The organism is Kineosporia sp. A_224 (assembly GCF_002198655.1).
Taxonomy (GTDB): Bacteria; Actinomycetota; Actinomycetes; order Actinomycetales; family Kineosporiaceae; genus R-H-3.
On record NZ_MWLN01000175.1, the window covers coordinates 1 to 22,913 of the forward strand.

19 protein-coding genes and 1 tRNA gene are annotated in these 22,913 nt (G+C 71.4%); 11 read left to right on the forward strand and 9 right to left on the reverse strand.

The genetic code is table 11. From position 1 onward, the window contains the following. Positions 1 to 169 precede the first annotated feature (169 nt). The 4 genes from EDJALFJO_RS17190 to xerC all read left to right on the forward strand — a co-directional run bounded on the left by EDJALFJO_RS17190 (position 170) and on the right by xerC (position 4,171). On the forward strand, positions 170 to 679 hold the full coding sequence (locus EDJALFJO_RS17190) for a hypothetical protein (RefSeq protein ID WP_088287461.1): 510 nt from the start codon (positions 170 to 172) through the stop codon (positions 677 to 679). Positions 680 to 882: 203 nt separating this feature from the next. Further along, complete coding sequence (locus tag EDJALFJO_RS35040; protein ID WP_088287463.1) at positions 883 to 2,706, forward strand: replication initiator; 1,824 nt, start codon at positions 883 to 885, stop codon at positions 2,704 to 2,706. Positions 2,707 to 2,720: 14 nt separating this feature from the next. After that, positions 2,721 to 2,960 (forward strand): helix-turn-helix domain-containing protein, encoded by a 240-nt coding sequence (locus EDJALFJO_RS17200; protein ID WP_088287465.1) that lies wholly within the window; start codon positions 2,721 to 2,723, stop codon positions 2,958 to 2,960. After that, on the forward strand, positions 2,960 to 4,171 hold the full coding sequence (xerC, locus tag EDJALFJO_RS17205) for a tyrosine recombinase XerC (protein WP_088287468.1): 1,212 nt from the start codon (positions 2,960 to 2,962) through the stop codon (positions 4,169 to 4,171). The genes EDJALFJO_RS17200 and xerC overlap by 1 nt, the downstream gene beginning before the upstream one ends. Before the next feature lie 27 nt (positions 4,172 to 4,198). Here the strand turns inward: xerC and EDJALFJO_RS17210 are convergent. From EDJALFJO_RS17210 to dnaA, 9 genes are all read right to left on the reverse strand, one after another. Further along, positions 4,199 to 4,275, reverse strand: a tRNA-Ile gene (locus tag EDJALFJO_RS17210). A gap of 116 nt (positions 4,276 to 4,391) precedes the next feature. After that, positions 4,392 to 4,895 (reverse strand): DUF3566 domain-containing protein, encoded by a 504-nt coding sequence (locus EDJALFJO_RS17215; protein WP_233149909.1) that lies wholly within the window; start codon positions 4,893 to 4,895, stop codon positions 4,392 to 4,394. Positions 4,896 to 5,145: 250 nt separating this feature from the next. Next, positions 5,146 to 7,728, reverse strand: coding sequence for a DNA gyrase subunit A (gyrA, locus tag EDJALFJO_RS17220; protein WP_088287534.1), 2,583 nt, complete (start codon positions 7,726 to 7,728; stop codon positions 5,146 to 5,148). A 218-nt stretch (positions 7,729 to 7,946) separates the two neighbouring features. Next, complete coding sequence (gene gyrB / locus EDJALFJO_RS17225; protein WP_233149911.1) at positions 7,947 to 9,935, reverse strand: DNA topoisomerase (ATP-hydrolyzing) subunit B; 1,989 nt, start codon at positions 9,933 to 9,935, stop codon at positions 7,947 to 7,949. A gap of 394 nt (positions 9,936 to 10,329) precedes the next feature. After that, a complete protein-coding gene (locus EDJALFJO_RS17230; protein WP_233149919.1) occupies positions 10,330 to 10,647 on the reverse strand; it encodes a DciA family protein in 318 nt (105 codons plus the stop codon). Between the two features lie 393 nt (positions 10,648 to 11,040). Beyond that, entirely contained in the window at positions 11,041 to 12,189 is a 1,149-nt protein-coding gene (recF, locus tag EDJALFJO_RS17235; protein WP_088287474.1) for a DNA replication/repair protein RecF, read from the reverse strand. A 140-nt stretch (positions 12,190 to 12,329) separates the two neighbouring features. Further along, positions 12,330 to 13,241, reverse strand: coding sequence for a phosphogluconate dehydrogenase (NAD(+)-dependent, decarboxylating) (gene gnd / locus EDJALFJO_RS17240; RefSeq protein ID WP_088287477.1), 912 nt, complete (start codon positions 13,239 to 13,241; stop codon positions 12,330 to 12,332). A gap of 223 nt (positions 13,242 to 13,464) precedes the next feature. Beyond that, positions 13,465 to 14,595 (reverse strand): DNA polymerase III subunit beta, encoded by a 1,131-nt coding sequence (gene dnaN / locus EDJALFJO_RS17245; RefSeq protein ID WP_088287479.1) that lies wholly within the window; start codon positions 14,593 to 14,595, stop codon positions 13,465 to 13,467. A 1,124-nt stretch (positions 14,596 to 15,719) separates the two neighbouring features. Continuing rightward, on the reverse strand, positions 15,720 to 17,363 hold the full coding sequence (dnaA, locus tag EDJALFJO_RS17250; protein WP_088287481.1) for a chromosomal replication initiator protein DnaA: 1,644 nt from the start codon (positions 17,361 to 17,363) through the stop codon (positions 15,720 to 15,722). A gap of 527 nt (positions 17,364 to 17,890) precedes the next feature. On the opposite strand from dnaA, the gene rpmH reads away from it, so the two are divergent. The 7 genes from rpmH to EDJALFJO_RS17285 all read left to right on the forward strand — a co-directional run bounded on the left by rpmH (position 17,891) and on the right by EDJALFJO_RS17285 (position 22,669). Then, complete coding sequence (gene rpmH / locus EDJALFJO_RS17255; RefSeq protein WP_088287484.1) at positions 17,891 to 18,028, forward strand: 50S ribosomal protein L34; 138 nt, start codon at positions 17,891 to 17,893, stop codon at positions 18,026 to 18,028. Positions 18,029 to 18,051: 23 nt separating this feature from the next. Beyond that, on the forward strand, positions 18,052 to 18,429 hold the full coding sequence (gene rnpA / locus EDJALFJO_RS17260) for a ribonuclease P protein component (RefSeq protein WP_088287486.1): 378 nt from the start codon (positions 18,052 to 18,054) through the stop codon (positions 18,427 to 18,429). Positions 18,430 to 18,512: 83 nt separating this feature from the next. Further along, positions 18,513 to 18,812, forward strand: a complete 300-nt coding sequence (gene yidD, locus EDJALFJO_RS17265) for a membrane protein insertion efficiency factor YidD (protein ID WP_088287536.1) — start codon at positions 18,513 to 18,515, stop codon at positions 18,810 to 18,812. 12 nt (positions 18,813 to 18,824) lie between these two features. Continuing rightward, complete coding sequence (gene yidC / locus EDJALFJO_RS17270) at positions 18,825 to 20,015, forward strand: membrane protein insertase YidC (protein WP_088287488.1); 1,191 nt, start codon at positions 18,825 to 18,827, stop codon at positions 20,013 to 20,015. Positions 20,016 to 20,389: 374 nt separating this feature from the next. After that, a complete protein-coding gene (locus EDJALFJO_RS36465) occupies positions 20,390 to 20,866 on the forward strand; it encodes a R3H domain-containing nucleic acid-binding protein (protein WP_198950398.1) in 477 nt (158 codons plus the stop codon). A gap of 11 nt (positions 20,867 to 20,877) precedes the next feature. Continuing rightward, entirely contained in the window at positions 20,878 to 21,624 is a 747-nt protein-coding gene (gene rsmG, locus EDJALFJO_RS17280; protein ID WP_198950392.1) for a 16S rRNA (guanine(527)-N(7))-methyltransferase RsmG, read from the forward strand. 787 nt (positions 21,625 to 22,411) lie between these two features. Continuing rightward, the gene (locus EDJALFJO_RS17285) at positions 22,412 to 22,669 is read left to right on the forward strand and encodes a hypothetical protein (RefSeq protein ID WP_088287492.1); all 258 of its coding nucleotides are present in this window, start codon (positions 22,412 to 22,414) and stop codon (positions 22,667 to 22,669) included. The last annotated feature ends 244 nt before the right edge of the window (positions 22,670 to 22,913 follow it).

A 22,913-nucleotide genomic window follows, 5' to 3' on the forward strand; every position in this document is an offset into this window, starting at 1 on the left:
CCCCCACGACCCCGTCGTCCCCGCCGACCCGGGAGGAGATCCCGATGGCCGTCTTCATCTCGCACCGGTCCCTTCGCCGCCCGATCGGCTACCTGCTGGCCCCGCTCGTCGTCCTCGGCACCGTGTTCGTGGCCGCCGGCATCGACCTGCTCGTCCAGGCGGTGACCCGATGACCGCCAACCTCGCGGCCGTCGAGCCGCACACTGCGTCCCGCGTCGTTCCGCTGGCCGTCGGTTCGGACGTCGACCCCGACACTGACCCGGATGCCGCGGTGGTCGTCGACCTGGGCCCGGACTGGGCCGGGATCCGTTCCTTCGCCGCCTCGATGGGCGCTGTCGTGCTGGGTGGTCCGGTCGTCGGGCACGCGGTCGCCGGCCCGGCAGGAACCGTCATCGGCGCCGGTGCCGTCGCGGCGTGCCTGTTCGTCTGGGCGCACGTCTGGGCCTGGCTCCGGACCCGCCGCGTTGACGCGTACGCAACAACTGCACCCGCACAAACGTTATCTGTCGCAGCGGGTCCGGCCGGGTGGGCGTGGTTCTGCGACACCTGCCGGACCGTCTCTGTGGAGGCCTCGTCGCCGGCCGAAGCACTCGACCTCGCCACCGTCCACGACGGCCTGCACCACGGCCGCCCGACCGCACGCGTCACCCGCGCCGCACTCACCCGGGAACCGGCATGACGGCGGCCGACACCGCGACGGCTGAGCGGGCCTGTGGCGGGGACACGACCCGGTCGGTGCTGGCGTCCTGGCGGGACCGTCCCGGGCCGTCGAGCGTCAACAGCGTCTTGACACCTGACAGTCACCCGGCGGGGGTGCCTGGTGTGGAGTGGGTGCGGCCTGGTTCGCGGGAGGACCGGGCTCGTCAGCCTCGTGCGAAGACGGTGCTGCGGGACGTCGCGGTCGAGTTCGGGGTCTGCGTCCGCCCGGTCCTGCTGCGTCGTACCGACACCGCGACCGGTGAGACGACCGTTGTGGAGACGCCGTGCGGGTCGACCCGGGACAAGCAGTGCCCACCCTGCGCCAAGCGCGCCCGAGCCCTACGCGCCCAGCAGTGCCGCGAGGGATGGCACCTCACCGAGGAACCCGACCTCACACCCGACCCTGGCGACGCTGGTCACCGCGACCTCGTCAAGGAACGCGCGGACCTCGTGGACGCCCGGGAGCAGGCCGTCGAGGACGCCGCCCTCGACCCGGACGACCAGGGCAAGGCCGACGTCCTCGCCGCGGTTGAGCAAGCGCTGGCCGAGCTGGACGAGCAGCTCGCCGGCAAGGGCGTGAAAGGCCGCCCCGAACCGGATGCGGTGAAGCGGCGGGCACGGTCCACCCGACGCCGGCACGACGTCCCCGATCTCCCGAAAATCCCGGCCACGGCCAGCACCCTGGGCCGGACCTACGCCGACCCCGTGCGTGGGATCGAGTTCCGGCCCTCGATGTTCCTCACCGTCACCCTGCCCTCCTACGGACCCGTCCGCGACGACGGCACCCCCGTCGACCCCACGACCTACGACTACGCCCGCGCCGCGAAGGACGCGTTGCACTTCGGGAAGGGCATCGACCGGCTCGCGCAGAACCTGCGCCGCGTCGCCGGCTACCAGCTTCAGTACTTCGGCACCGTCGAACCCCAACGCCGCCTCGCCCCACACGCGCACTTCGCCATCCGGGGCACGCTCCCGCGGGCCGTGGTCAAGCAGGTCGTGGCGGCGTCCTACTCGAACGTGTGGTGGCCCTCGACCGATCGGGTGGTCTACGACGGTGTCACCGTCCCGGTCTGGGACCCCGGCGTCGTCGACGACCAGGGCGCCACCGTCGGCGGGTACACCGACCCCGGCACCGGGACCGTCCTGCCGACCTGGGAGCAGGCGATGGACGACCTCGACGCAGAGCACGCCGCCGCGGGGGAGGCCGGGGAGGCGATCGAGCCGCTGCACTGCGTCCGGTTCGGGACCCAGGTCGACGTCAAGGGCGTCCTGGCCGGCAGCCCGGAAGCGGACCGTCTGCTGGGGTACCTGGTGAAGTACCTCGTCAAAGACCTCGGCGACGACCTCGGCGACGACGACGAGCACACCCCCGACCCCACCGGCGCGCGCCTCGACACCCTCACCGACGGCGGAGTCCAGCCTTCGGCGGAAGCCAGCGACGGCCCGGGCACGGATGCGCCCCGTGTGCGTCGTCGTGCTCGAACCCCGGAGGAGCGCGCGTCCGCCGCCCGCCGCGCCGACCACCGCACCCGTCTCGTCGCTGCTCTGCGTCATGAGCCGTGCTCGCCGCGGTGCGCGAACTGGCTCCGGTACGGGATCCAGCCCAAGGGTGCCAAGCCGGGACTGCGCCCGGGGGCGTGCAAGGGCAAGGCGCACCGGCCGTCCCATCTCGGGTACGGCGGGCGGCGGGTGCTGACCTCGAGGAAATGGACCGGCAAGGACCTCACCGACCACCGCCACGACCGCAAAGCCCACGTCCTCGCGGTCCTCGGCAAGACCGACGAACTGACCGCCCACCTCGCCGGCGACCCCCACCCCGGCGGACGACACATCGCATGGGAACTCGCCCGACCCACCGACCCCGACGTCGCCCCCGCTGAGACCCGGCTCTACCTCGCCGTCGCGAAACGCGTTCGGCAACGCAACGCCTACCGCGCCGCACATGCCGCCCGCGACCACGACGACGGCGCACCGCTCGACAGCTCGGCATCCGACCCCGCCGCCTGACCGAAGGAGACACCATGCAGACCGCTCGTGACGACGTTTCGTCAGTCGACCTGTTCGGCAGCGGAGGCCAGCTCGGTGCACCCGTCTTGTACCGCGTGGCGGATGTGACCGCGCTGCTCAGCATCAGCCGGACCGTTGTCTTCGACCTGCTCCGCACGGGGCGCCTTCGCTCCGTCAAGGAAGGCCGGACACGGCTCATCCCGGCGGCCGCCGTCCGGGAGTACCTCGCCCTGCTCGAGCGAGAGGTCGCCTGATGGCCACTCGACGAAGCCGCGGTGACGGCGGCCTGCACTGGGACGAGAGTCGGCAGCGATGGATCGCCACTGCCAGTCTCGGCTTCGACCCGGCCGGCAAGCGTGTCGTCAAGCGCGGCAGCGGCCGGACCAAGACGGAGGCAAAGGCCAAGCTCAAGGCGATCTTGCGGGACTACGAGGACGGCCTGGCCATCGCGCCCACCGACTACACCGTCGGGGACGCGGTTCGGGAGTGGCTCGCGCACGGGTTGGGCGCACGGGACGCCAGCACGCTGACGACGAATCGGTGGCTGTGCGAGAAGCACGTGCTGCCGTACCTGGGGGCCCGCAAGCTGCGCGACCTCAGCGCCGACGACGTCGACCGATGGCTCGCGGACCGGTCACGGCTCCTGAGCAAGAGCACCTTGTCCAAGCTCCACTCCGCGCTGAACCGGTCGATCAAGCGGGCCATGGCGCGGGACAAGGTCAAGCGCAACGTCGTGCAGCTCTGCTCCGTGCCGGACGGTCGGCCTGGTCGCCCGTCGAAGGCTCTCACCTTTGTCCAGGCGGAAGCCGTCCTCGAGGCGGCCGAGGCGTCACCCGTTCGCGCGTACGTCGTGCTCTCGCTGCTTACAGGGGCGCGGACCGAGGAGCTCCGGGCGCTGACCTGGGCGAACGTCGACCTGCTCGGCCGCCCTGACCTCGACCCGCCGGTGCCTCCGAACATCCAGGTCTGGCGCTCGGTCCGTGCCCACGGCGACACGAAGACCCAGACCTCACGGCGCACCCTCGCCTTGCCTCAGCGCTGCGTCGAGGCGCTCTCGGACCACCGCCGTGGGCAGGTGCTGCGCCGCCAGGCTCGCGGGCTCGTCGACGTCCGGTCTGACCTCGTGTTCTGCACAGTCGAGGGCAAGCCGCTCGCCGCCGGCAACGTGCGACGGTCGTTCCGGTCCGCGATCGAGGCCGCAGACGGGGTGAACGCCTCAGACTGGACGCCACGTGAGCTGCGTCACAGCTTCGTCTCGCTGCTGTCGGACTCGGGTGTCCCGCTGGAGGAGATCTCCCGGCTCATCGGCCACAAGACGACGGTCGTGACCGAGACGGTCTACCGCAAGCAGCTGCGTCCGATCATGCAGTCCGGTGCGGTGGCGATGGACGGTCTCTTCGGCCAGAGGGCCGGGACAGTCACTCAGGTAGTCACTCAGTCACAGGCCGAGGGGCGGAACCGATGACCCTCGTGCCTGTGACCTGGTGCTTCGTGGTGGGCCTAAGAGGACTTGAACCTCTGGCCTCTTCCTTATCAGGGAAGCGCTCTAACCGACTGAGCTATAGGCCCGATGCACTGCCGCCGCAGCGGCTGCGCCGTAGGAGACTACCCCAGGTCGGGGTGAGGTCCCAAACCGGTTCGCCCCGACGGGTTCACCGTCCGGCGGAGCCGTGGAGAGGGGGCTGTCAGTCGTCGGAGAGCGTGACGTGCAGGCCGCCGACGAGGCTGGACGCGATGTTGTAGAGGAACGCGCCGAGGGTCGACAGCGCCATGATGATGACGACGTTGATGACCCCGATGAAGGTCGACAGCGAGATGACCCGGCCCAGCCCGACGTAGTCGTAGAGGCTGAACGTGGAGTTGCTGCCGTCGATGTCGCGGAGCACCTTGTTCACCGAGTCGAGCACGCCCATCGAGTCGATGACCGACCACAGGACGATCGCGCCGGTGACCAGGCCGATACCGAGGGCCACGGACAGCAGGAACGACAGCTTGAGCACCGACCACGGGTCGACGCGGGCCAGGGTCAGCCGCACGGTGCGCGGGCCGGCCACGGGCACGGCACCCGTCGGCGGCGCGGGACGCGCTGCGGACGACATCATGTCGGGCCTGGCCTGCGGCATCGCCGCGGCGGGCGCCGGCCCGGCGGTGCGCTCCTGGCGCCCCGCGGACGTCGGAGCGCCCCCCACACGAGGCGCACCCGCTGGCTGGTAGACCTGTTCGGACGGGCTCACGCCTCACCTCCGCTGGAACTGCTCTCACCTCGACGGTACGCCATGGGCGACGTCCCGTACGTCGTTCGAGAACCAGCGGTGCTCATGCCCCACCGCCCAGTAATCGCCACGATGCTACCCGTCAGACGCCTGCCTGGCCGCAGAGGTTGCGCCCGTCACCCGGCCGGCGACCCGCGGGTGCGGGCCGCCGGACCGGGCGCCGTGCTCAGGCCTCGTCGTCGTCCGGGGTGTCGCCGTCCGTGTCGCCGTCCGTGTCCTCGTCCGTGGCGGCGTCCTCGTCGGGCGCCTCGCCGTCGGCAGCGCCGGACGGCGTGACCGGCTCGGTCACCGCGTCGGCGACGACCTCGCCGTCCGCACCCTCCCCGTCGAGGTCCTCGTCGTCCCCGCCGAGCGCGCGCTCGGAGTTGCGGGCGACGGCGATGATCCGGTCGCCGTTGTCCGGCTTCGCGAAGACGACACCCATCGTGTCCCGGCCCTTCGCCGGGACGCCGGTGACGGGCGAGCGGACGACCTTGCCGTGCTCCATGACGACGAGCACCTCGTCGTCCTCGCCGACGACCATGCCGGCGACGAGGTCGCCGCGGTCGTCGTTGAGCTTGGCGACCTTGATGCCGAGGCCGCCTCGGCCCTGCACCCGGTACTCGCCGAGCGCCGTCCGCTTCGCCCAGCCGCCCTCGGTGACGACGAAGACGAATGCGTCGTCGTCGTTGACGACGTCCATGGACAGCAGCCGGTCGCCCGCGCGGAACTTCATGCCGGTGACGCCGGACGTCGCCCGGCCCATCGGGCGCAGCGCCTCGTCGTCCGCGGTGAACCGGACGCTCATGCCCTTGCGGGAGACGAGGACGATGTCGGCGTCCGCGTCGAGCAGGCGGGCCGAGACGAGCTCGTCGTCGTCCATGAGGTTGATCGCGATGACGCCGCCGGAGCGGTTCGAGTCGTACTCGGACAGCCGGGTCTTCTTCACCTTGCCGTCGCGGGTCGCGAGCACGAGGAACGGCGCGTGCTCGTAGTCGGGGATGTCGAGCACCTGGGCGATCTGCTCGCCGGGCTGGAAGGCGAGCAGGTTCGCGACGTGCTGGCCCTTCGCGTCCCGGCCGGCCTCGGGCAGCTCGTAGCCCTTGGCCCGGTAGACCCGGCCGAGGTTGGTGAAGAAGAGCAGCCAGTGGTGCGTCGTCGTGACGAAGAAGTGCTCGACCACGTCGTCGCCGCGCAGCTGGGCACCCTTGACGCCCTTGCCGCCACGGCGCTGGGCCCGGTAGTTGTCCGACCGCGTCCGCTTGGCGTAGCCGCCGCGGGTGATCGTGACGACGACCTCCTCCTCGGGGATGAGGTCCTCGACGTCCATGTCGCCGTCGAACGGCAGGATCGTCGTGCGCCGGACGTCGCCGTACTTCTCGATGATCTCGGCGAGCTCGTCGGAGATGATCTGCCGCTGCCGCGCCGGAGAGGCGAGGATGTCCTTGTAGTCGGCGATCTTCAGCTCGAGCTCGGCCAACGTGTCGAGGATCGACTGCCGCTCGAGGGCGGCGAGCCGGCGCAGCTGGAGGCCGAGGATCGCGAGCGACTGGTCCTCGTCGATGTCGAGCAGCGCCATGAGGCCGTTCTTCGCCTCGTCGGCGGACGCCGACCGGCGGATGAGCGCGATGACCTCGTCGAGCGCGTCGAGCGCCTTGGCGAAGCCTCGGTAGATGTGGGCGTCCGCCTCGGCCTTGTCGAGGAGGAACTGGGTGCGCCGGACGATGACCTCGATCTGGTGCTCGACCCAGTAGCGGACGAACTTGTCGAGGCTCAGCGTGCGCGGGACGCCGTCGACGATCGCGAGCATGTTCGCGCCGAACGTGTCCTGCAGCGACGTGTGCTTGTAGAGGTTGTTGAGGACGACCTTCGCGATCGCGTCCCGCTTGAGGACGAGGACGATCCGCAGGCCGGTCTTGCCGGAGGTGTCGTCCTTGAGGTCGGCGATGCCCGCGATCCGGCCCGAGTCGACGAGCTCGGCGATCTTCATCTTCAGGTTGTCGGGGTTGACCTGGTACGGCAGCTCGGTGACGACGAGGCAGGTCCGGTTGTGGATCTCCTCGACCTCGACCTTGGCCCGCATCGTGATCTGGCCGCGGCCCGTGCGGTAGGCGTCCTCGATGCCGCGGGTGCCCATGATGAAGCCACGGGTCGGGAAGTCCGGGCCCTTGACCTTGAGCAGGAGCTGGCCGAGGAGCTCCTCGTCGTCCGCCTCCGGGTTCTGCAGGAACCACTGGACGGCCTCGCCGACCTCGCGCAGGTTGTGCGGCGGGATGTTCGTCGCCATCCCGACCGCGATGCCGGCCGAGCCGTTGACGAGCAGGTTCGGGAACCGGGCCGGCAGGACCGTCGGCTCCTGGGTCTTGCCGTCGTAGTTCGGCGCGAAGTCGACGGTGTTCTTGTCGATGTCGCGGACCATCTCCATGGCCAGCGGCATCATCCGGCACTCGGTGTACCGCATGGCGGCGGCCGGGTCGTTGCCCGGGGAGCCGAAGTTGCCCTGGCCGTCGACGAGCGGGTAGCGCAGCGCCCACGGCTGGGCGAGCCGGACGAGGGTGTCGTAGATCGCCGAGTCGCCGTGCGGGTGGTAGTTGCCCATGACGTCGCCGACGACGCGGGCGCACTTGGAGTAGCTGCGGTCCGGCCGGTAGCCGCCGTCGTACATCGCGTAGAGCACCCGGCGGTGAACGGGTTTGAGGCCGTCCCGGACGTCCGGCAGCGCGCGCGACACGATGACGCTCATCGCGTAGTCGAGGTACGAGCGCTGCATCTCCAGCTGGAGGTCGATCGGCTGGATGCGCCCGTGCACGATCTCGCCCAGGGGCTCGTCGGGGAGGTTCGGCTCGTCCGGTGGCTGCGTCACTGTCGTCCTTCGTGCGGCGTCGGTGTACTTCTACACACGTTGTGGGTCGTGCTGTGGATCGTGGTACTGATGCGGAACCCGTTGTCCACCAACGGGTCCACAGGGTGTGGACCCAGGTCCCGGACTCAGATGTCGAGGAACCTGACGTCCTTGGCGTTGCGCTGGATGAACGACCGCCGGCTCTCGACGTCCTCGCCCATGAGCACCGAGAACATCTCGTCGGCGGCCGCGGCGTCCTCGAGCGTGACCTGGAGCAGCACCCGCTGGTTCGGGTCCATCGTCGTGTCGGTGAGCTCGTCCGGGTTCATCTCGCCGAGACCCTTGTAGCGCTGGATCCCGTCCTCCTTCGGCAGCTTCTTGCCGGCGGCGATGCCCGCGGAGACGAGGGCGTCACGCTCGCGGTCGGAGTACGCGTAGTCCGGCGTCGCCTTGCTCCACTTGAGCTTGTAGAGCGGCGGCTGCGCGAGGTACACGTACCCGTGGTCGACGAGCGGGCGCATGAAGCGGAAGAGCAGCGTCAGCAGGAGCGTCCGGATGTGCTGGCCGTCGACGTCGGCGTCGGCCATGAGGACGATCTTGTGATAGCGCAGCTTCTCGAGGTTGAAGTCCTCGCCGACCCCGCAGCCGAAGGCGCTGATGAGCGCCTGGACCTCCTGGTTGGCGAGCACCTTGTCGATGCGCGCCTTCTCGACGTTGAGGATCTTGCCGCGGATCGGGAGGATCGCCTGGGTGCGCGGGTCGCGGCCGGACTTCGCCGAGCCGCCCGCCGAGTCACCCTCGACGATGAAGATCTCGCACTCCTCCGGGTTCGTCGACTGGCAGTCCGACAGCTTGCCGGGCAGCCCGCCGCCGCCGAGCAGGCCCTTGCGCCGGGTGGCCTCACGCGCCTTGCGGGCGGCGAGCCGGGCCGCGGCGGCCTGGAGCGACTTGGAGATGATGTCCTTGGCCTCGCGGGGGTTGCGATCCAGCCAGTCCCCGAGCTCGGCGCGGACGACGCGCTGCACGAACGCCTTCGCCTCGGTGTTGCCGAGCTTCGTCTTCGTCTGGCCCTCGAACTGCGGCTCGCCGAGCTTGATGGAGATGACCGCGGTGAGGCCCTCGCGGATGTCCTCGCCGGAGAGGTTGTCGTCCTTCTCCTTGAGGATGTTCTTCGTGCGCGCGTACTCGTTGACGAGCGTCGTCAGCGCGGCGCGGAAGCCCTCTTCGTGGGTGCCGCCCTCGTGGGTGTTGATCGCGTTCGCGTACGTGTGGACGCTCTCGCTGTAGCCCGTCGTCCACTGCATGGCGATCTCGACCGAGAGCGTGCGCTCCGGGTCCTCGGCCTCGAAGTCGATGATCTCGGCGTTGACGACGTCCGTCTTCTTGCTGCTGTTGAGGTGCCGGACGTAGTCCATGAGGCCGTTGTCGTACTTGAAGGTCACCGACGGCGCGGTGCCCTCGTCATCGAAGTGGTCCGGGCGCTCGTCGACGAGCGTGATCGCCAGGCCCTTGTTGAGGAAGGCCATCTGCTGGAACCGCGAGCGCAGCGTCTCGAAGTCGAAGACGACCGTCTCGAAGATCTCGTCGTTCGGCCAGAAGGTGATCGTCGTGCCGGTCTCCTCGCTGTCCCCGAGGACCGACAGCGGCGACTTCGGCACGCCGCTCGCGAACTCCATGCCGAAGATGTGGCCCTTCTGGCGCACCTCGACGACGAGCCGGTGCGAGAGCGCGTTGACGACCGAGGAGCCGACGCCGTGCAGGCCGCCGGAGACCTTGTAGCCACCGCCGCCGAACTTGCCGCCGGCGTGGAGCTGGGTGAGGACGAGCTCGACCGCGCTGACGCCCTCGGTCGGGTGGATGTCGGTCGGGATGCCGCGGCCGTCGTCGATGACCCGGACGCCGCCGTTGGCGAGCAGCGTGATCTCGATGGCGCTGCAGTAGCCGGCGAGCGCCTCGTCGACCGCGTTGTCGACGATCTCGTAGACGAGGTGGTGGAGGCCGCGCTCGCCCGTGGAGCCGATGTACATGCCGGGCCGCTTGCGCACGGCCTCGAGACCCTCGAGGACCTGGATGGCGCTGGCGTCGTACTCCGGCTCGACCGTCTGCTCGGCGGGCGGCGTCAACTGGTCTGTCACGAGTGGCTCGGCTCCCTCGACTGCGTCGGCCTCGCGGCCGGAGTGCTGCGGTGCGGGCGCCCGGTGGCGCCCACGACCTGTACCCGGACGGCGAGAAACCGGCGCTGAGACCGGCTCCCCCCGTGCACGGACCGGCGGCCCACATCCCGGAGGACGCACGGCCGCCGCTACCGGCTCCATTCTACCCCTTCGAGGGCCGCGCACCCGCCGTTCCGCGGCCTCCGAGGGCGTGTCTGGCGGCGCAGCCCGGGGTGACCTGACTCCCGATACGCACCTGGGGGGCTCAGCGGCTCTCAGGGTCGCTCCGGCGGTCCACCCCCGACGCTTCGACCAAGATCATCGGCTATGCCCCGGAATGGTCGCCGGAACCACCCTCCGGGTCCGCGGACGGCGATCAGCCGTAGGTGTCGCGGGGGCCCTGGCTGCCCGGGGCGACCCGCGGGCCGCGCTTCCACGAGGGGGCGGTCGGGCCGTGGACGACGACCTTCGTCACCGTGCTCTCGCCGACCTCCTCGGCGAGGCGGCGCATGAGCGCCGGGACGAGCAGCCGGACCTGGGTCGCCCAGGCGGTCGAGTCGGCCCGGACGACGAGCACGCCCTCCTCGAACGACTCCGGCGCGCAGTGCTCGGCGACATCCGCGCCGACGACCGCGGGCCAGCGGCCGAGCACGCCGCCGACGGCGACGGGGGTGTGCCAGCCGCGCTCGGCCACGAGCCGGTCGATGTTCGAGCCGACGAGCTGGGGGTCGCGGGCGTCCGGGCCCGCGCCGGAGCGGATCCCGGGGTCGAGGGCGCGCCGGCGGCGGGCGTCGACGGCGGACCGGGCGGACGGCGGGGCCGGGCTGCCGGGGCGCAGGCCACGCGNGCCGGCGCGCCCTCGACCCCGGGATCCGCTCCGGCGCGGGCCCGGTTGAGGGCGGCCTTCACGGCGTCCGGACCGGAGTCGTCGTCCGCGTCGTCGGTGCCACCGGCGGTCCCGGTGCCTGCGGGTGCGGGCAGGCGGACGTCGTCCGGTGCGTCGTCCGCGGCCTGCTCGCGCGCCGACGGCTCGAGCGGCAGCCGGCCCGACGGCGTCCCGTCGTCCTGCTCGTCGGGGCGGCGGCCGTCAGCGGACACGGCGCACCTCGCCCGCCATGACGTCGACCCGCGCCCCCTCGAGCGCCTCGGGGACGTCCTGCGGCACGGCCGCGGTGACGAGCACCTGCTCGGCGCCCGCGACGAGCTCGGCGAGCCGGTCGCGGCGGCCCACGTCGAGCTCGGCGAACACGTCGTCGAGGATGAGCACCGGCTCGCCGTCGCCGTCCGACCCGATGTCGGCGCGGAGCAGCTCGTACGACGCCAGCCGCAGCGCGAGCGCCAGCGACCACGACTCGCCGTGCGAGGCGAACCCCTTCGCCGGGAACGGCCCGAGCGAGATGACGAGGTCGTCGCGGTGCGGGCCGACGAGGCTCACCCCGCGCTCCAGCTCCTGGTTGCGCACCTTGGCCAGTGCCTCGAGCAGCCGGGCCTGGAGGAGCTCGCGGCCGGGGGCGTCCTCGGGGACGATGTCGTCGCCGAGCGACGACTTGTACGCCAGACCCGCCGCCCCCTGCCCCGCCGAGACCTGCTCGTACGCGGTCGCCATGAACGGGGCGATCGAGTGCACGAGCTTGAGCCGGCCGGCGAGGATGTCGGCCCCGACGGTGGCGAGGTGGGTGTCCCAGACGTCGAGGGTGCGGACGTCGCCGTGGCCGGCCTTGATCGTGCGGCCGGCCGACTTGAGCAGGGCGTTGCGCTGCCGGAGCACCCGGTCGAAGTCGGAGCGGACGCCGGCGTACCGCGGGGCGCGCGCGACGAGCAGGTCGTCGAGGAAGCGCCTACGGGTGTCGGGGTCGCCCTTGACGAGGGCGAGGTCCTCGGGGGCGAAGAGCACCGTCCGCAGCAGGCCGAGCACCTCGCGCGCCCGCGGCACGGGGGAGCGGTTGATCCGGGCCCGGTTCGCCGCCCCCGGGACGATCTCGATCTCGACGAGGTTCGACCGGCCGCCGCGCTCGACCGCGGCCCGGACGACGGCCCGCTGGGCGCCGAGGCGCACGAGCGGGGCGTCGTTCGTCACCCGGTGGCTGCCGAGCGTCGCGACGTAGCCGACCGCCTCGACGAGGTTCGTCTTGCCCTGGCCGTTCGGACCCACGAGTGCCGTCACGCCCCGCTCGAGCGGGAGCTCGGCGGTCGCGTAGGAGCGGAAGTCCCCGAGGGACAGGTGGGTCAGGTGCACGTCAGGATGCCGTCCGGGCGCAGGCGGGATGGTCCTCGCATCCTGTCACGCACGCCTTCCGCGGGCTCGTCCTCTGGCGGGTTCTCGACGTCGAAACACGCTTTTGGGGTGCGTGACCCACCAGAGGACGGCGGGGAGCGTCAGGAGGTCGAACCCGCGCCCGAGGTCGGGCCGGCGGAGGTGACCGCGTGGCCGCCGAACTGGTTGCGCAGGGCGGCGACGGCCTTCATCGCGGGGGAGTCGTCCTGGCGCGAGGAGAACCGGGCGAACAGCGCCGCGGTGATGACCGGCATCGGGACCGAGTTGGCGATCGCCTCCTCGACGGTCCAGCGGCCCTCGCCCGAGTCGTTGACGTAGCCGCGGATCTGGGCCAGGTCGGGGTCGTCCTCGAGGGCCTTGACGAGCAGGTCGAGGAGCCAGGAGCGGACGACGGTGCCCCGGGTCCACGCCTTGAAGCACCCGTGGACGTCGGTGACGATGTCCTTCGCCGCGAGCAGCTCGTAGCCCTCGGCGTACGCCTGCATGAGGCCGTACTCGATGCCGTTGTGGACCATCTTCGCGTAGTGGCCCGCGCCGACCGGGCCGGCGTGGACGAAGCCCTCCTCGCGGGGGCCCTCCGGGCGCAGCGCGTCGAAGACCGGCATCGCGCGCTCGACGTCCGCGGCGTCGCCGCCGACCATGAGGCCGTAGCCGTTCTCGAGGCCCCAGACCCCGCCGCTCACGCCGCAGTCGAGGTACTTGACGCCCTTCTCGGCGAGCAGCGTGGCGTTCACGGTGTCGTCGGTGAAGCGGGAGTTGCCGCCCTCGATGACCATGTCGCCCTCGGAGAGCACCTCGGACAGGGCCTTGACGGTCGCCGTCGTCGGGTCACCCGACGGGACCATGATCCAGACGATCCGCGGCGCCGGCAGGGTCGCCACCATCGCCGCGAGCGACTCCGCGTCGCTGACGTCGGGGTTGCGGTCGTAGCCGGTGACCTCGATGCCGCCGTTGCGCAGGCGGCTGCGCATGTTGCCGCCCATCTTGCCGAGGCCGACGAGTCCGATGTGCACGCTGTCTCCCGAGGTCCCGAGATGCCACTGGTGGGGGTGGTGGAGGTGATCGTTGGGCGCGACCACCTTGCCACTGCGGCCCGTGCCCGGCAGGTCGGCACGCCCGAGCGGGGAGTGCGTCGTCCGGCGGGCCGCCCCCGGCGGCGGTGGCGGGGAGAGCTGGAACAGGTGTTCCGCGAACGGTCGTTCGCTCGCGGTGGTGCTCGTGCGGTGACTCGGCCGGTCAGCCGGCGAGGCGGACCGGCATGATCAGGTACCGGTAGGTCTCGTCGTCGTCGCCCTCGGCCTCGGCCTGGCCGGAGATGACGGCCGGCTTCTGCGCCTGGGTGAACGACAGCCGGGCGAACGGCGTGGTGAGCGCGCCGAGCCCGTCGAGCAGGAACTGCGGGTTGAAGGCGATCGAGATCTCCTCGCCGGTGAGCGTGCACTCGACGGCCTCGGAGGCCTGCGCGTCCTCGCCCTGGCCGGCCTCGAGCGTCACGACGCCGTCGGTGAAGCCGAGCCGGACCGGGGTGTTCCGCTCGGCGACGAGCGCGACGCGGCGGACGGCCTCGATGAGCGCGTGGGTGTCGACGACCGCGTGCGTCGGGGACTCGGCGGGGAACAGCGAACGGACCTTCGGGTACTCGCCGTCCACGAGCAGCGACGTCGTCCGCCGGCCCGCGGCCTCGAAACCGATGAGCTCGGTGCTGCCGCCGGTCGAGAGCGCGAGGTTGACGTCGCCCGCGGCGCCGAGCGCCTTGGAGACCTCGGAGAGGGTGCGGGCCCGGACCAGCGCGACGGTGCTGACGCCCGGGGTGGACGGCCGCCACGGCAGCGTGCGCATCGCGAGCCGGTACCGGTCGGTCGCGAGCAGCGTGACGACGTCGCCCTCGATCTCCATCCGGACGCCGGTGAGGATCGGGAGCGTCTCGTCGCGGCTCGCGGCGATCGTCACCTGGGCGACGGCGTGGGTGAAGACGTCCCCCGCGATGGCGCCGGTGCCCTCGGGCATCGCCGGCAGCGTCGGGTACTCGTCCACCGGCATCGTCAGGAGCGTGAACCGGCTCGCGCCGCACGTGAGCGAGACCCGGGAGCCGTCGGTCGAGACGTCGACCGGCTTGCCGGGCAGCGAGCGGGAGATGTCGGCGAGGAGCTTGCCGCTCACGAGCACGGTGCCGCCGTCGGAGACCTCGGCCGGGACCTCGACCCGGGCGGAGACCTCGTAGTCGAAGCTCGAGAGCCGCAGCACGCCCTCGGGGTCGGCCTCGAGGAGCAGGCCGGCGAGCACGGGGACCGGCGGCCGGCTCGGCAGCGCACGCGCCGCCCAGGTCACCGCGTCCGCCAGGACGTCTCGTTCCACCCGGAACTTCACGCCGAACCCGCCTCTCGTCCGTACCCGGTCACTGCTGCCGCCGCGTCTGTGCCGACGGAGGTCCCACGTGCGGTGGGGCCTCGTGGTTCCCGATGACGGACCGCGGGGAAGGACCGGGGTGGTCCGGGTGCGACCTCGCCGGCACCTGGGGGCACCGGCAGTCGGCGGTCGGGGTCGAACGGTGTGCATCGACGCGGATGCAGGGCACGACAGTACGCGAGTCCGGGGGTGGGCGTGAACCGGACGACGGACCTGGTCCGCGGGGTGCCCGGGGGTCGTGACCGGGAGGTGAACGAGGGTTCGCTCCGGGCCCGGTCCGGGCCTGCTCGGGAGGGATCGGGGAACTGTGGGTGGATGTCGAGAGAGGAATTGACTCTTCAGGGTTTGTCATAGCGCCTGTGGATCCTGTGGAGAACGGTCGTTCGCGCAGGTCGCGTCGTGAGTGGCCTGTCGACGGACTGAGGACGACGAGGGGTCGAACGGGGGACGTCCCGTGGACGACGCCGGCCCGTTCACAGACCCCGGTTCTTGTCATGCACTTTGACCATGGCGCCGGTCCACAGGTGGGACGTGGATGTCCACCGATATCCACAGGTTGTCCACCGGCCTGTGGGTTGTGCGGCTGCAACGATTACCGTCCGGCAGTTATCCGTCGGTGATGTGGGCATCGCGCTGTGTCCACAGAGTTGTCCCCACGCTGTGTACGAAACCGGGCACTTGACGTGCGACGTGTACTGAAAGTGGTTTGCAGACCACTCAGAGATATGTTCTTGTGCACAAATATCCGAGATGTCCGTATGCACTCGTGACTGTCATCGTGGGCCGTGTGCACCCTGTGGACTGTGGACAAACCCTGGGGACAGTCGCCGTCCGTCGTCCTGGCCTGCACTTCGTCCGATTTCGCCGACTCGCGTCGTCTCTCCGGATGACGTCGAGTTACCCACACGCCCTGTGGACAAAGCCTGTGGACGACGTGACTGGAGTGCTCAGGAGGGGCGGTCGGTGCACACGTGGGACGGCCCGTGCAGCGCGCAGCACCGTCCCGGCGGCCCGGGAGAGGGCGCCGGCGGGTGCTGGCGGGGTGCTGGCGGGTGCGGGCGGACGAACCGGGGAGCGACGAGGGCTCAGCCGCGCGACGTCTGCTTGATGCGGTTCGTGAGCTCGGTGACCTGGTTGTAGATCGAGCGCCGCTCGGCCATCAGGTGCCGGATCTTGCGGTCGGCGTGGATCACCGTGGTGTGGTCGCGGCCGCCGAACTGCTGACCGATCTTCGGCAGCGACAGGTCGGTCAGCTCCCGGCACAGGTACATGGCGATCTGACGGGCGTTGACGAGGACCCTGGACCGGGAGGACCCGCAGAGGTCCTCCATCGTCAGCCCGAAGTAGGCCGACGTCTGGGCCATGATCGTCGCGGCCGTGATCTCCGGGGTGTCGTCCGCCGGGATGAGGTCCTTGAGGACGATCTCGGCGAGCGACAGGTCGACCTGCTGCCGGTTGAGGCTGGCGAACGCCGTGACGCGGATGAGCGCGCCCTCGAGCTCGCGGATGTTCGTGGAGATCTTCGAGCCGATGTACTCGAGGACGTCGTCGCGCACCTGGAGCCGCTCGCCGATGGCCTTCTTGCGGAGGATGGCGATCCGGGTCTCGAGGTCGGGCGGCTGGACGTCGGTGATGAGACCCCACTCGAACCGGCTGCGCATCCGCTCCTCGAAGCCGGACAGCAGCTTGGGCGGCAGGTCGGACGTGATGACGACCTGCTTGTTCGCGTTGTGGAGCGTGTTGAAGGTGTGGAAGAACTCCTCCTGGGTCTGGACCTTGCCCTGGAGGAACTGGATGTCGTCGATGAGGAGCACGTCGACGTCGCGGTACCGGCGCTGGAACGAGCTCGCCTTGTCGTCGCGGATGCTGTTGATGAAGTCGTTGGTGAACTCCTCGGAGTTCACGTACCGCACCCGGACCCCCGGGTAGAGGCTGTGCGCGTAGTGGCCGATCGCGTGGAGCAGGTGGGTCTTGCCCAGCCCTGACTCGCCGTAGACGAAGAGCGGGTTGTACGCCTTGGCCGGGGCCTCGGCGACCGCGACAGCCGCGGCGTGCGCGAAGCGGTTGCTCGCACCGGGGACGAAGTTCTCGAACGTGTACTTCGGGTTCAGCCGCGCCGGCTCGGAGGCCTGCCGCGGGTTCGAGGAGCGACCGGTGCCGGGCCGGGCGAGCTCGCCCGGCTCCAGCTCGGGGTGGGCGAGCTCGGGGTAGGCGAACGTCGGCTCGTCGCGGTGGACCGGGGCGACCCCGGCCGGCGCCGTATAGCCGTTCGACGTGCTCGTCCCGTTCGTGCCCTCGTAGGAGCGGACGTCGATGACGCCGTCGATGCCGTAGCTGCGGCTCGGGCCGAGCCGGCCGGTGTCGTCGAGGTCGTCGGTGCCGCGGGCGGTGGCCAGACCGCCGGTCGAGGGGCCGCCGTCCGGCCCGCTCGTCGCCGGGTTCGAGGTCTCCGCGGGGCCTGCGGCCAGGCTCGGGTCGACGGTGACCGCGAGCCGGACGGGCCGGCCGAGCTCGGCGGAGAGCGCGTCGGTGATCGTCTCGCGCATGCGCTGCTCGAGCAGGCCCTTGGTCAGCTCGTTCGGGGCGGCCAGGAGCGCCGTGCCGTCGAGGAGGCCGACCGGGCGGGTGAGGCGGACGAACGCCCGCTGCTGCGGCGTCACCCCGGCGGCGTCGAGGGCCTCGAGCGCACGGAGCCAGATCACCGGGAAGTCTTCCGGGGACGTCGTCACCGCTGAACACCTGCCTCTTGCGTCACGAACGGGTCCTCTCGGTCCACACAGTTGTCCACATCCTGTGTACGAGAGCCGTCGTGCCAGGCCTCAAGGGCGGTCCGGCGACGCTCTCCGACGGGAAATACCGTGTGGATCGGTCGCCAGTCCCCGTGTGTGCGGCCTTCGTGCACCTCACCGATGATGTCTATCGGCGTGTCGCACGCTCCCGAGACCAGCACCACAGGACCATAGCCTGTTGGCCTTGCTTCCGTGACCCGGACAGGGATCCTACTCTGCGTGGTGTAGAGGCTACGCACAGTTCACAACGTTGCTCGTGCATTGCCCGCGCACGGCCCGTCGGCGCTCAGTTTGACCCTGTGCTGCGCCGCGCCGTACCGTGTTGAGGCTTGACAGCGACAGGTGACCGCTGCCCGGAGACGGGTCCGCGATCCTGTCTTCCCCCGATGTTCCCGAGGCAGCTGTTCTGCCCTTCCGGCAGACGATCCGGCGCCCGGGCCCGTACGCAACGACTGTGGAGTACTCAGGTGAGCAAGCGGACGTTCCAGCCGAACAACCGGCGTCGGGCGAAGACCCACGGCTTCCGGCTGCGCATGCGCACCCGTGCGGGTCGCGCCATCCTGGCCGCGCGTCGGCGCAAGGGCCGCGACGAGCTCTCCGCCTGACGCGGACGGGCCGGCAGACGCCCGTGCTGCCCGCGCCGCACCGGATGCGAGCCGGCACCGAGTTCGAGGCCGCCGTCCGTCGCGGGCGGCGGGCCGGGAGCCCGCGCGTCGTCGTCCACACCACGACCTCGGCCGTCCCTGACGGTCCGCGGGTCGGCTTCGTCGTGTCCAAGGCCGTCGGCGGCTCCGTCGTCCGGCACCGGGTGGCCCGTCGTCTGCGCGAGACGGTCCGCCCGCACCTCTCGTCGATCCCTGCGGACCGGCTCGTGGTGCTGCGGGCCCAACCGGCCTCGGCCACGGCGTCGTTCGCCGAGCTCGAGGCCGACGTCGCACGGCTCCTGGGCCGACTGGGCGTCGTCCGGGCCGCTGCACCGGACCGGGCAGCGGGTGGTGCGTCGTGAGCGGCACGGCCGAGCGCCCGTCTGATGGCAAGGCTCAGGCCTTGCGGCGTGTCCTCCGGCTCGCCTGCCGCTTCGTCGTCGGGCTGCCCGCCCTGCTGCTGCGCGGGCTCTTCCGGTTGTGGCAGCTGCTCGTCTCCCCGACGTACGGCGACGTCTGCCGCTTCTACCCGTCGTGCTCCGCGTACGGCGTCGAGGCGGTCCGCACCCACGGGGCCCTCAAGGGTGGTTGGCTGGCGCTGCGCCGCATCGGCCGCTGCCACCCGTGGAACCCCGGCGGCGTCGACCCCGTTCCTCCTGCCGGCGGCCGTCGCGGCGCTGCGCACCTGTGCGCGTCGTCCGACGGCGCCCCCGACATCGGACTGTCGTCCCGACAGGCCACGTGACCCGAGGACACCATGATCGACTTCTTCACGTCCCTGCTGCGACCGCTCGAGCTCGCGGTCGCGTACATCATGGTCGGGTTCCACTCGGCGCTCACCACCATCGGCATGGACCCGGCGTCCGGGTGGACCTGGGCCCTGTCGATCGTCGGCCTCGTGGTCGTCATCCGGATCCTGCTCATCCCGCTCTTCGTCAAGCAGATCAAGGCGTCGCGCGGGCTGCAGCTCATCCAGCCCGAGATGAAGAAGATCCAGGAGAAGTACAAGGGCAAGACCGACCAGGCGTCCCGGCAGGCCATGAGCCAGGAGACGATGGCGCTATACCGCGACACGGGGACGAACCCGCTCGCGTCCTGCCTGCCGATCCTGCTGCAGTCCCCGATCTTCTTCGCCCTGTTCCGGGTGCTCAACGGGATCGGCAAGGGCACGGCGATCGGCCCGCTGGACGCCGGCCTCGTCAAGCAGGCGGACGACGCCACGCTCTTCGGTGCCCAGATCTCGGACACCTTCATGAAGGCCGGCGGCAACCTCAACGTCCAGATCCTCACCGTCGTCCTCATCATCCTCATGTCGGCGTCGACGTTCACGACCCAGCGCCAGCTGATGATGAAGAACATGCCGGCGTCCGCGCTGGACAACCCCTTCGCGCAGCAGCAGAAGATCCTGCTCTACGTCTTTCCGGTGATCTTCGCCGTGTCGGGCGTCAACTTCCCGATCGGTGTCCTCATCTACTGGCTCACGACGAACGTCTGGTCGATGGGGCAGCAGTTCTACGTCATCCGCCGGATGCCCGCCCCCGGCTCGCCCGCCGCGAAGGCGCTCGAGGAGCGCCGCCGGCGCAAGGGCAAGGGCGAGCCGGACGCCGCACCCGGCACCGAGGACGAGACGTCCTCGACCGGTGGTCCGACCGGTGGCCAGCGTCAGCAGCCGAAGCGGCAGCCGAAGCGCAAGCGCACCCCGCCGCCCGCGTACGGGACCCCGCCGGCCAAGCCCGCCGAGGGCACGGGCGCGGACGAGACCGAGGCCGGGGCCGGTGACGCGCCGCAGGGCGAGGAGCCGAGCAGCGAGCCCCCGACGCCGAGCGGACCGACGACCGGTGGCCCCCGGGCGAACGGTGCAGCGCCGTCCGCCGGTGCTGCCGGCGGGGCGAGCAAGCGACCCGGCACCAAGCCGCGCCGCGGGAAGCCCAGTCAGCCCAAGCGCTGACGGCAGCGGCCGCGCGCCGCGAACGACCCGGGACGACCGGGTCCACCAACCTGACGGGCATCGCCCGTGAAGACCGACACGTGGGAGGAAGCATCGTGAGCGACACGCACGCGGTGGAGGACACGCGGGTGACCGACGAGGACGCGCTCGTCGACGTGCCGGCCGGCACCGAGGTCGCCGGGGGCGCCTCCGGTGAACCGTCCGCAGTCGTCGAGGAGGTCGTCGAGGACGTCGTGGAGGACGTCGACGACGAGTCCGACGAGGACTCGGACGACGAGTCGGACGAGGACGACGAGGACGACGACACCGAGGACGGCGCCGAGGGGACGTCGTCCGGTACGCGCAGCCGGCGGAGCAGCCGCGGCGGCGAGTCGCTGCGTCGTCTTGAGGAGGAGGGCGAGGTCGCGGCCGACTACCTCGAGGAGCTCCTCGACATCGTCGACCTCGACGGCGACATCGACATCGACGTCGAGAACGGCCGGGCCTCGGTCGCGATCGTCGCCGAAGGCGGGTCGGACCGTGAGCTCCGCAAGCTCGTCGGCCCGGGCGGCGAGGTGCTCGAGGCGCTGCAGGACCTGTCCCGGCTCGCCGTCCAGGCGAAGACGGGGGAGCGAAGCCGGCTCATGCTCGACGTCGCCGGATTCCGCGCGGCCCGCCGCAAGGCTCTCGAGGAGCAGGCGGCGCGGGCGTGCGAGGAGGTCCAGCGGACGAGCCAGCCGCTGCGCCTGGAGCCGATGTCGGCGTTCGAGCGCAAGGTGGTCCACGACGTCGTCGCGGACGCCGGGCTCGTGAGCGAGTCCGAGGGCGAGGACCCGGCTCGCCGGGTCGTCATCTTCCCGGCCTCGGCCTGAGCGGCAGGCACGTGACCGGCGACGGCCGGACGACGACGGCGCCACCCGCACCGAGCGGGGGCGCCGTCGTCGCGTTGTTCGGCGACCGGGCCGCGCTGGCGGAGCGGTTCGCGGCCCACCTCGCGACGACCGGGGTGGAGCGCGGGCTCATCGGGCCGCGTGAGGTCCCGCGGCTTTGGGAGCGGCACGTCCTCAACTGCGCGGCGGTGGCCGAGCTGCTGCTGCCCGGCGAGCGGTGCGTCGACGTCGGATCCGGTGCCGGGCTGCCGGGGATAGCCCTGGCGATCGCGCGCCCCGACGTCACGGTGACCCTCGTCGAGCCGCTGCAGCGTCGCGTCGTCTGGCTCGAGGAGGTCGTCGCGGACCTCGGGCTCGGGACGGTCGAGGTGGTCCGCGCACGGGCGGAGGAGCTGCACGCAGCGGGACCCCGGTTCGACGTCGCGACCGCGCGGGCGGTCGCTGCGCTCGACAAGCTCGCCGCGTGGTGCCTGCCGCTCGTCGTCCCCGGCGGCCGGCTGCTCGCCCTCAAGGGACGTTCCGCGGCCGTGGAGCTGGAGGCCGCCGACGGTGCACTGACCCGGCTCGGTGCCCGGTCCCGCTCGATCGTCGAGTGCGGCGCGGGGGTCGTCGAGGAGCCGACGACGGTCGTCGTCGTCGAGGCGGGGGAGCCGGTGTCCCGGCCCGGCCGTACGGGGCGGAAGACTCGGACCGGCGGGACGGCGGCCCGCGGATCGGGTCGGACGCGTCCCCGTTCGTAGGGCGCCCGGCCGCGGTCGACTGCCCGCGCGGCACCGTCGGGCTCGTGCGGACCGGGGCATCTCGCCGGGCATCTCGCCGGGCGTCCGGCGCGCTCTGCGGGGGGCCCGACCCAGGTGCTCCGTCGGTCGGTGCGCGGCCGCGTCTCTGGCTCTGGACCGCCAGGTTCGACGAGGTGTCTCCGATGGAGTCACCGGCCATCGCGCGGAGTGCCACGGTCTACTGCGTCAGGTCAGGAAGCCGGAGAGTTCGACGGTCTCTGCCCGGGGAAGCTCGTGTCGGGGCAGGAGCCCGAGCTGGTCGACCGCCGATGGGCACGGCGACCGTAGGGTCGCCGCGGCGCTGTCCCGGTCGATGTCGATGGGCCGGCCGGTGATGTCGACGTGACGCTGTTTCACGGGAAACACGGGAGCGCGGGGCGGACGCAGCGCAGGTACCGCGCGCCGAGGGCGGCCTCACAGAACCGCTAGAAGCACGGCGGTCGCTAGAAGCACAGCGGTCGCAGGGACGAGCCGGACGACAAGACCCTCGACCGACAGTGCGGTGCGCGGTGGACCAGGACCCGCCCGATCGTCCACGGCCGTGGCCGCTCGCCGGTGACGACGGTCTCCCTCTGCCGGGCCGGTCGTGCACCTGCTCTGCTGCCGATACTCGCCGAGCTGCGCGTCGCGATCCGCGACCCCGGACCTGCAGCGGTGCCGTCCTCCTGGCGGCCGTCCCCTCTGGCTGCGATGACGCGAGACGAGGGCTCGCGTGCCGTTACGGGGTGGTGCTGCGCATGCTGACGCCATGACCGAGTGGGAACCGGATACCGGCAGCATGGCTCCGCGGTGGCTGGTCGCCGGCGCCCGCGTTGGGCACCGTGGCTTCCGCTTCGGGATGGTCGCCCACGTGGGCGCCAAGGGCGCTCCCGGTGTCTGGATCGACGTCGACTTCGGACAGACCAAGGCACTGGCGCCGGGGGGCGACTTGCCGTTCCTCTCGTGCCTGTCGCTGCCTTCGTCAGCGGAACGGAGGCAGGCGCGGCGGACTGTTGTGGCGTTCTAGACGGTGACAGGGGCACCGTGGGTGCCATCCATGCCTGCCGAGCAAGATGGCCACGTGTCGACGGATCTGGGTACCGCCGCCAGATTGAGTACAGATGGGGGACCAGGCCCTTGCTCGAGAGGGAGACCCGCCGGAGGTGGCAGGTGCTGCGATCGGGCGCGTGGTCCCGCGGGCGGTTGTCCGGCGCGCGATGGCGGCTGTTGTTTCACGGGAAACGCGACGCACCTTGGTCTCCCGCCCGCTC

Excerpts from the sequence above, each read along its gene's own strand:
- EDJALFJO_RS17190 (WP_088287461.1), top strand. The coding sequence starts at position 170 with ATGACCGCCAACCTCGCGGCCGTCGAGCCGCACACTGCGTCCCGCGTC.
- EDJALFJO_RS17200 (WP_088287465.1), top strand. The coding sequence starts at position 2,721 with ATGCAGACCGCTCGTGACGACGTTTCGTCAGTCGACCTGTTCGGCAGC.
- xerC (WP_088287468.1), top strand. The coding sequence starts at position 2,960 with ATGGCCACTCGACGAAGCCGCGGTGACGGCGGCCTGCACTGGGACGAG.
- gyrA (WP_088287534.1), bottom strand. The coding sequence starts at position 7,728 with ATGCAGCGCTCGTACCTCGACTACGCGATGAGCGTCATCGTGTCGCGC.
- yidC (WP_088287488.1), top strand. The coding sequence starts at position 18,825 with ATGATCGACTTCTTCACGTCCCTGCTGCGACCGCTCGAGCTCGCGGTC.
- EDJALFJO_RS17285 (WP_088287492.1), top strand. The coding sequence starts at position 22,412 with ATGACCGAGTGGGAACCGGATACCGGCAGCATGGCTCCGCGGTGGCTG.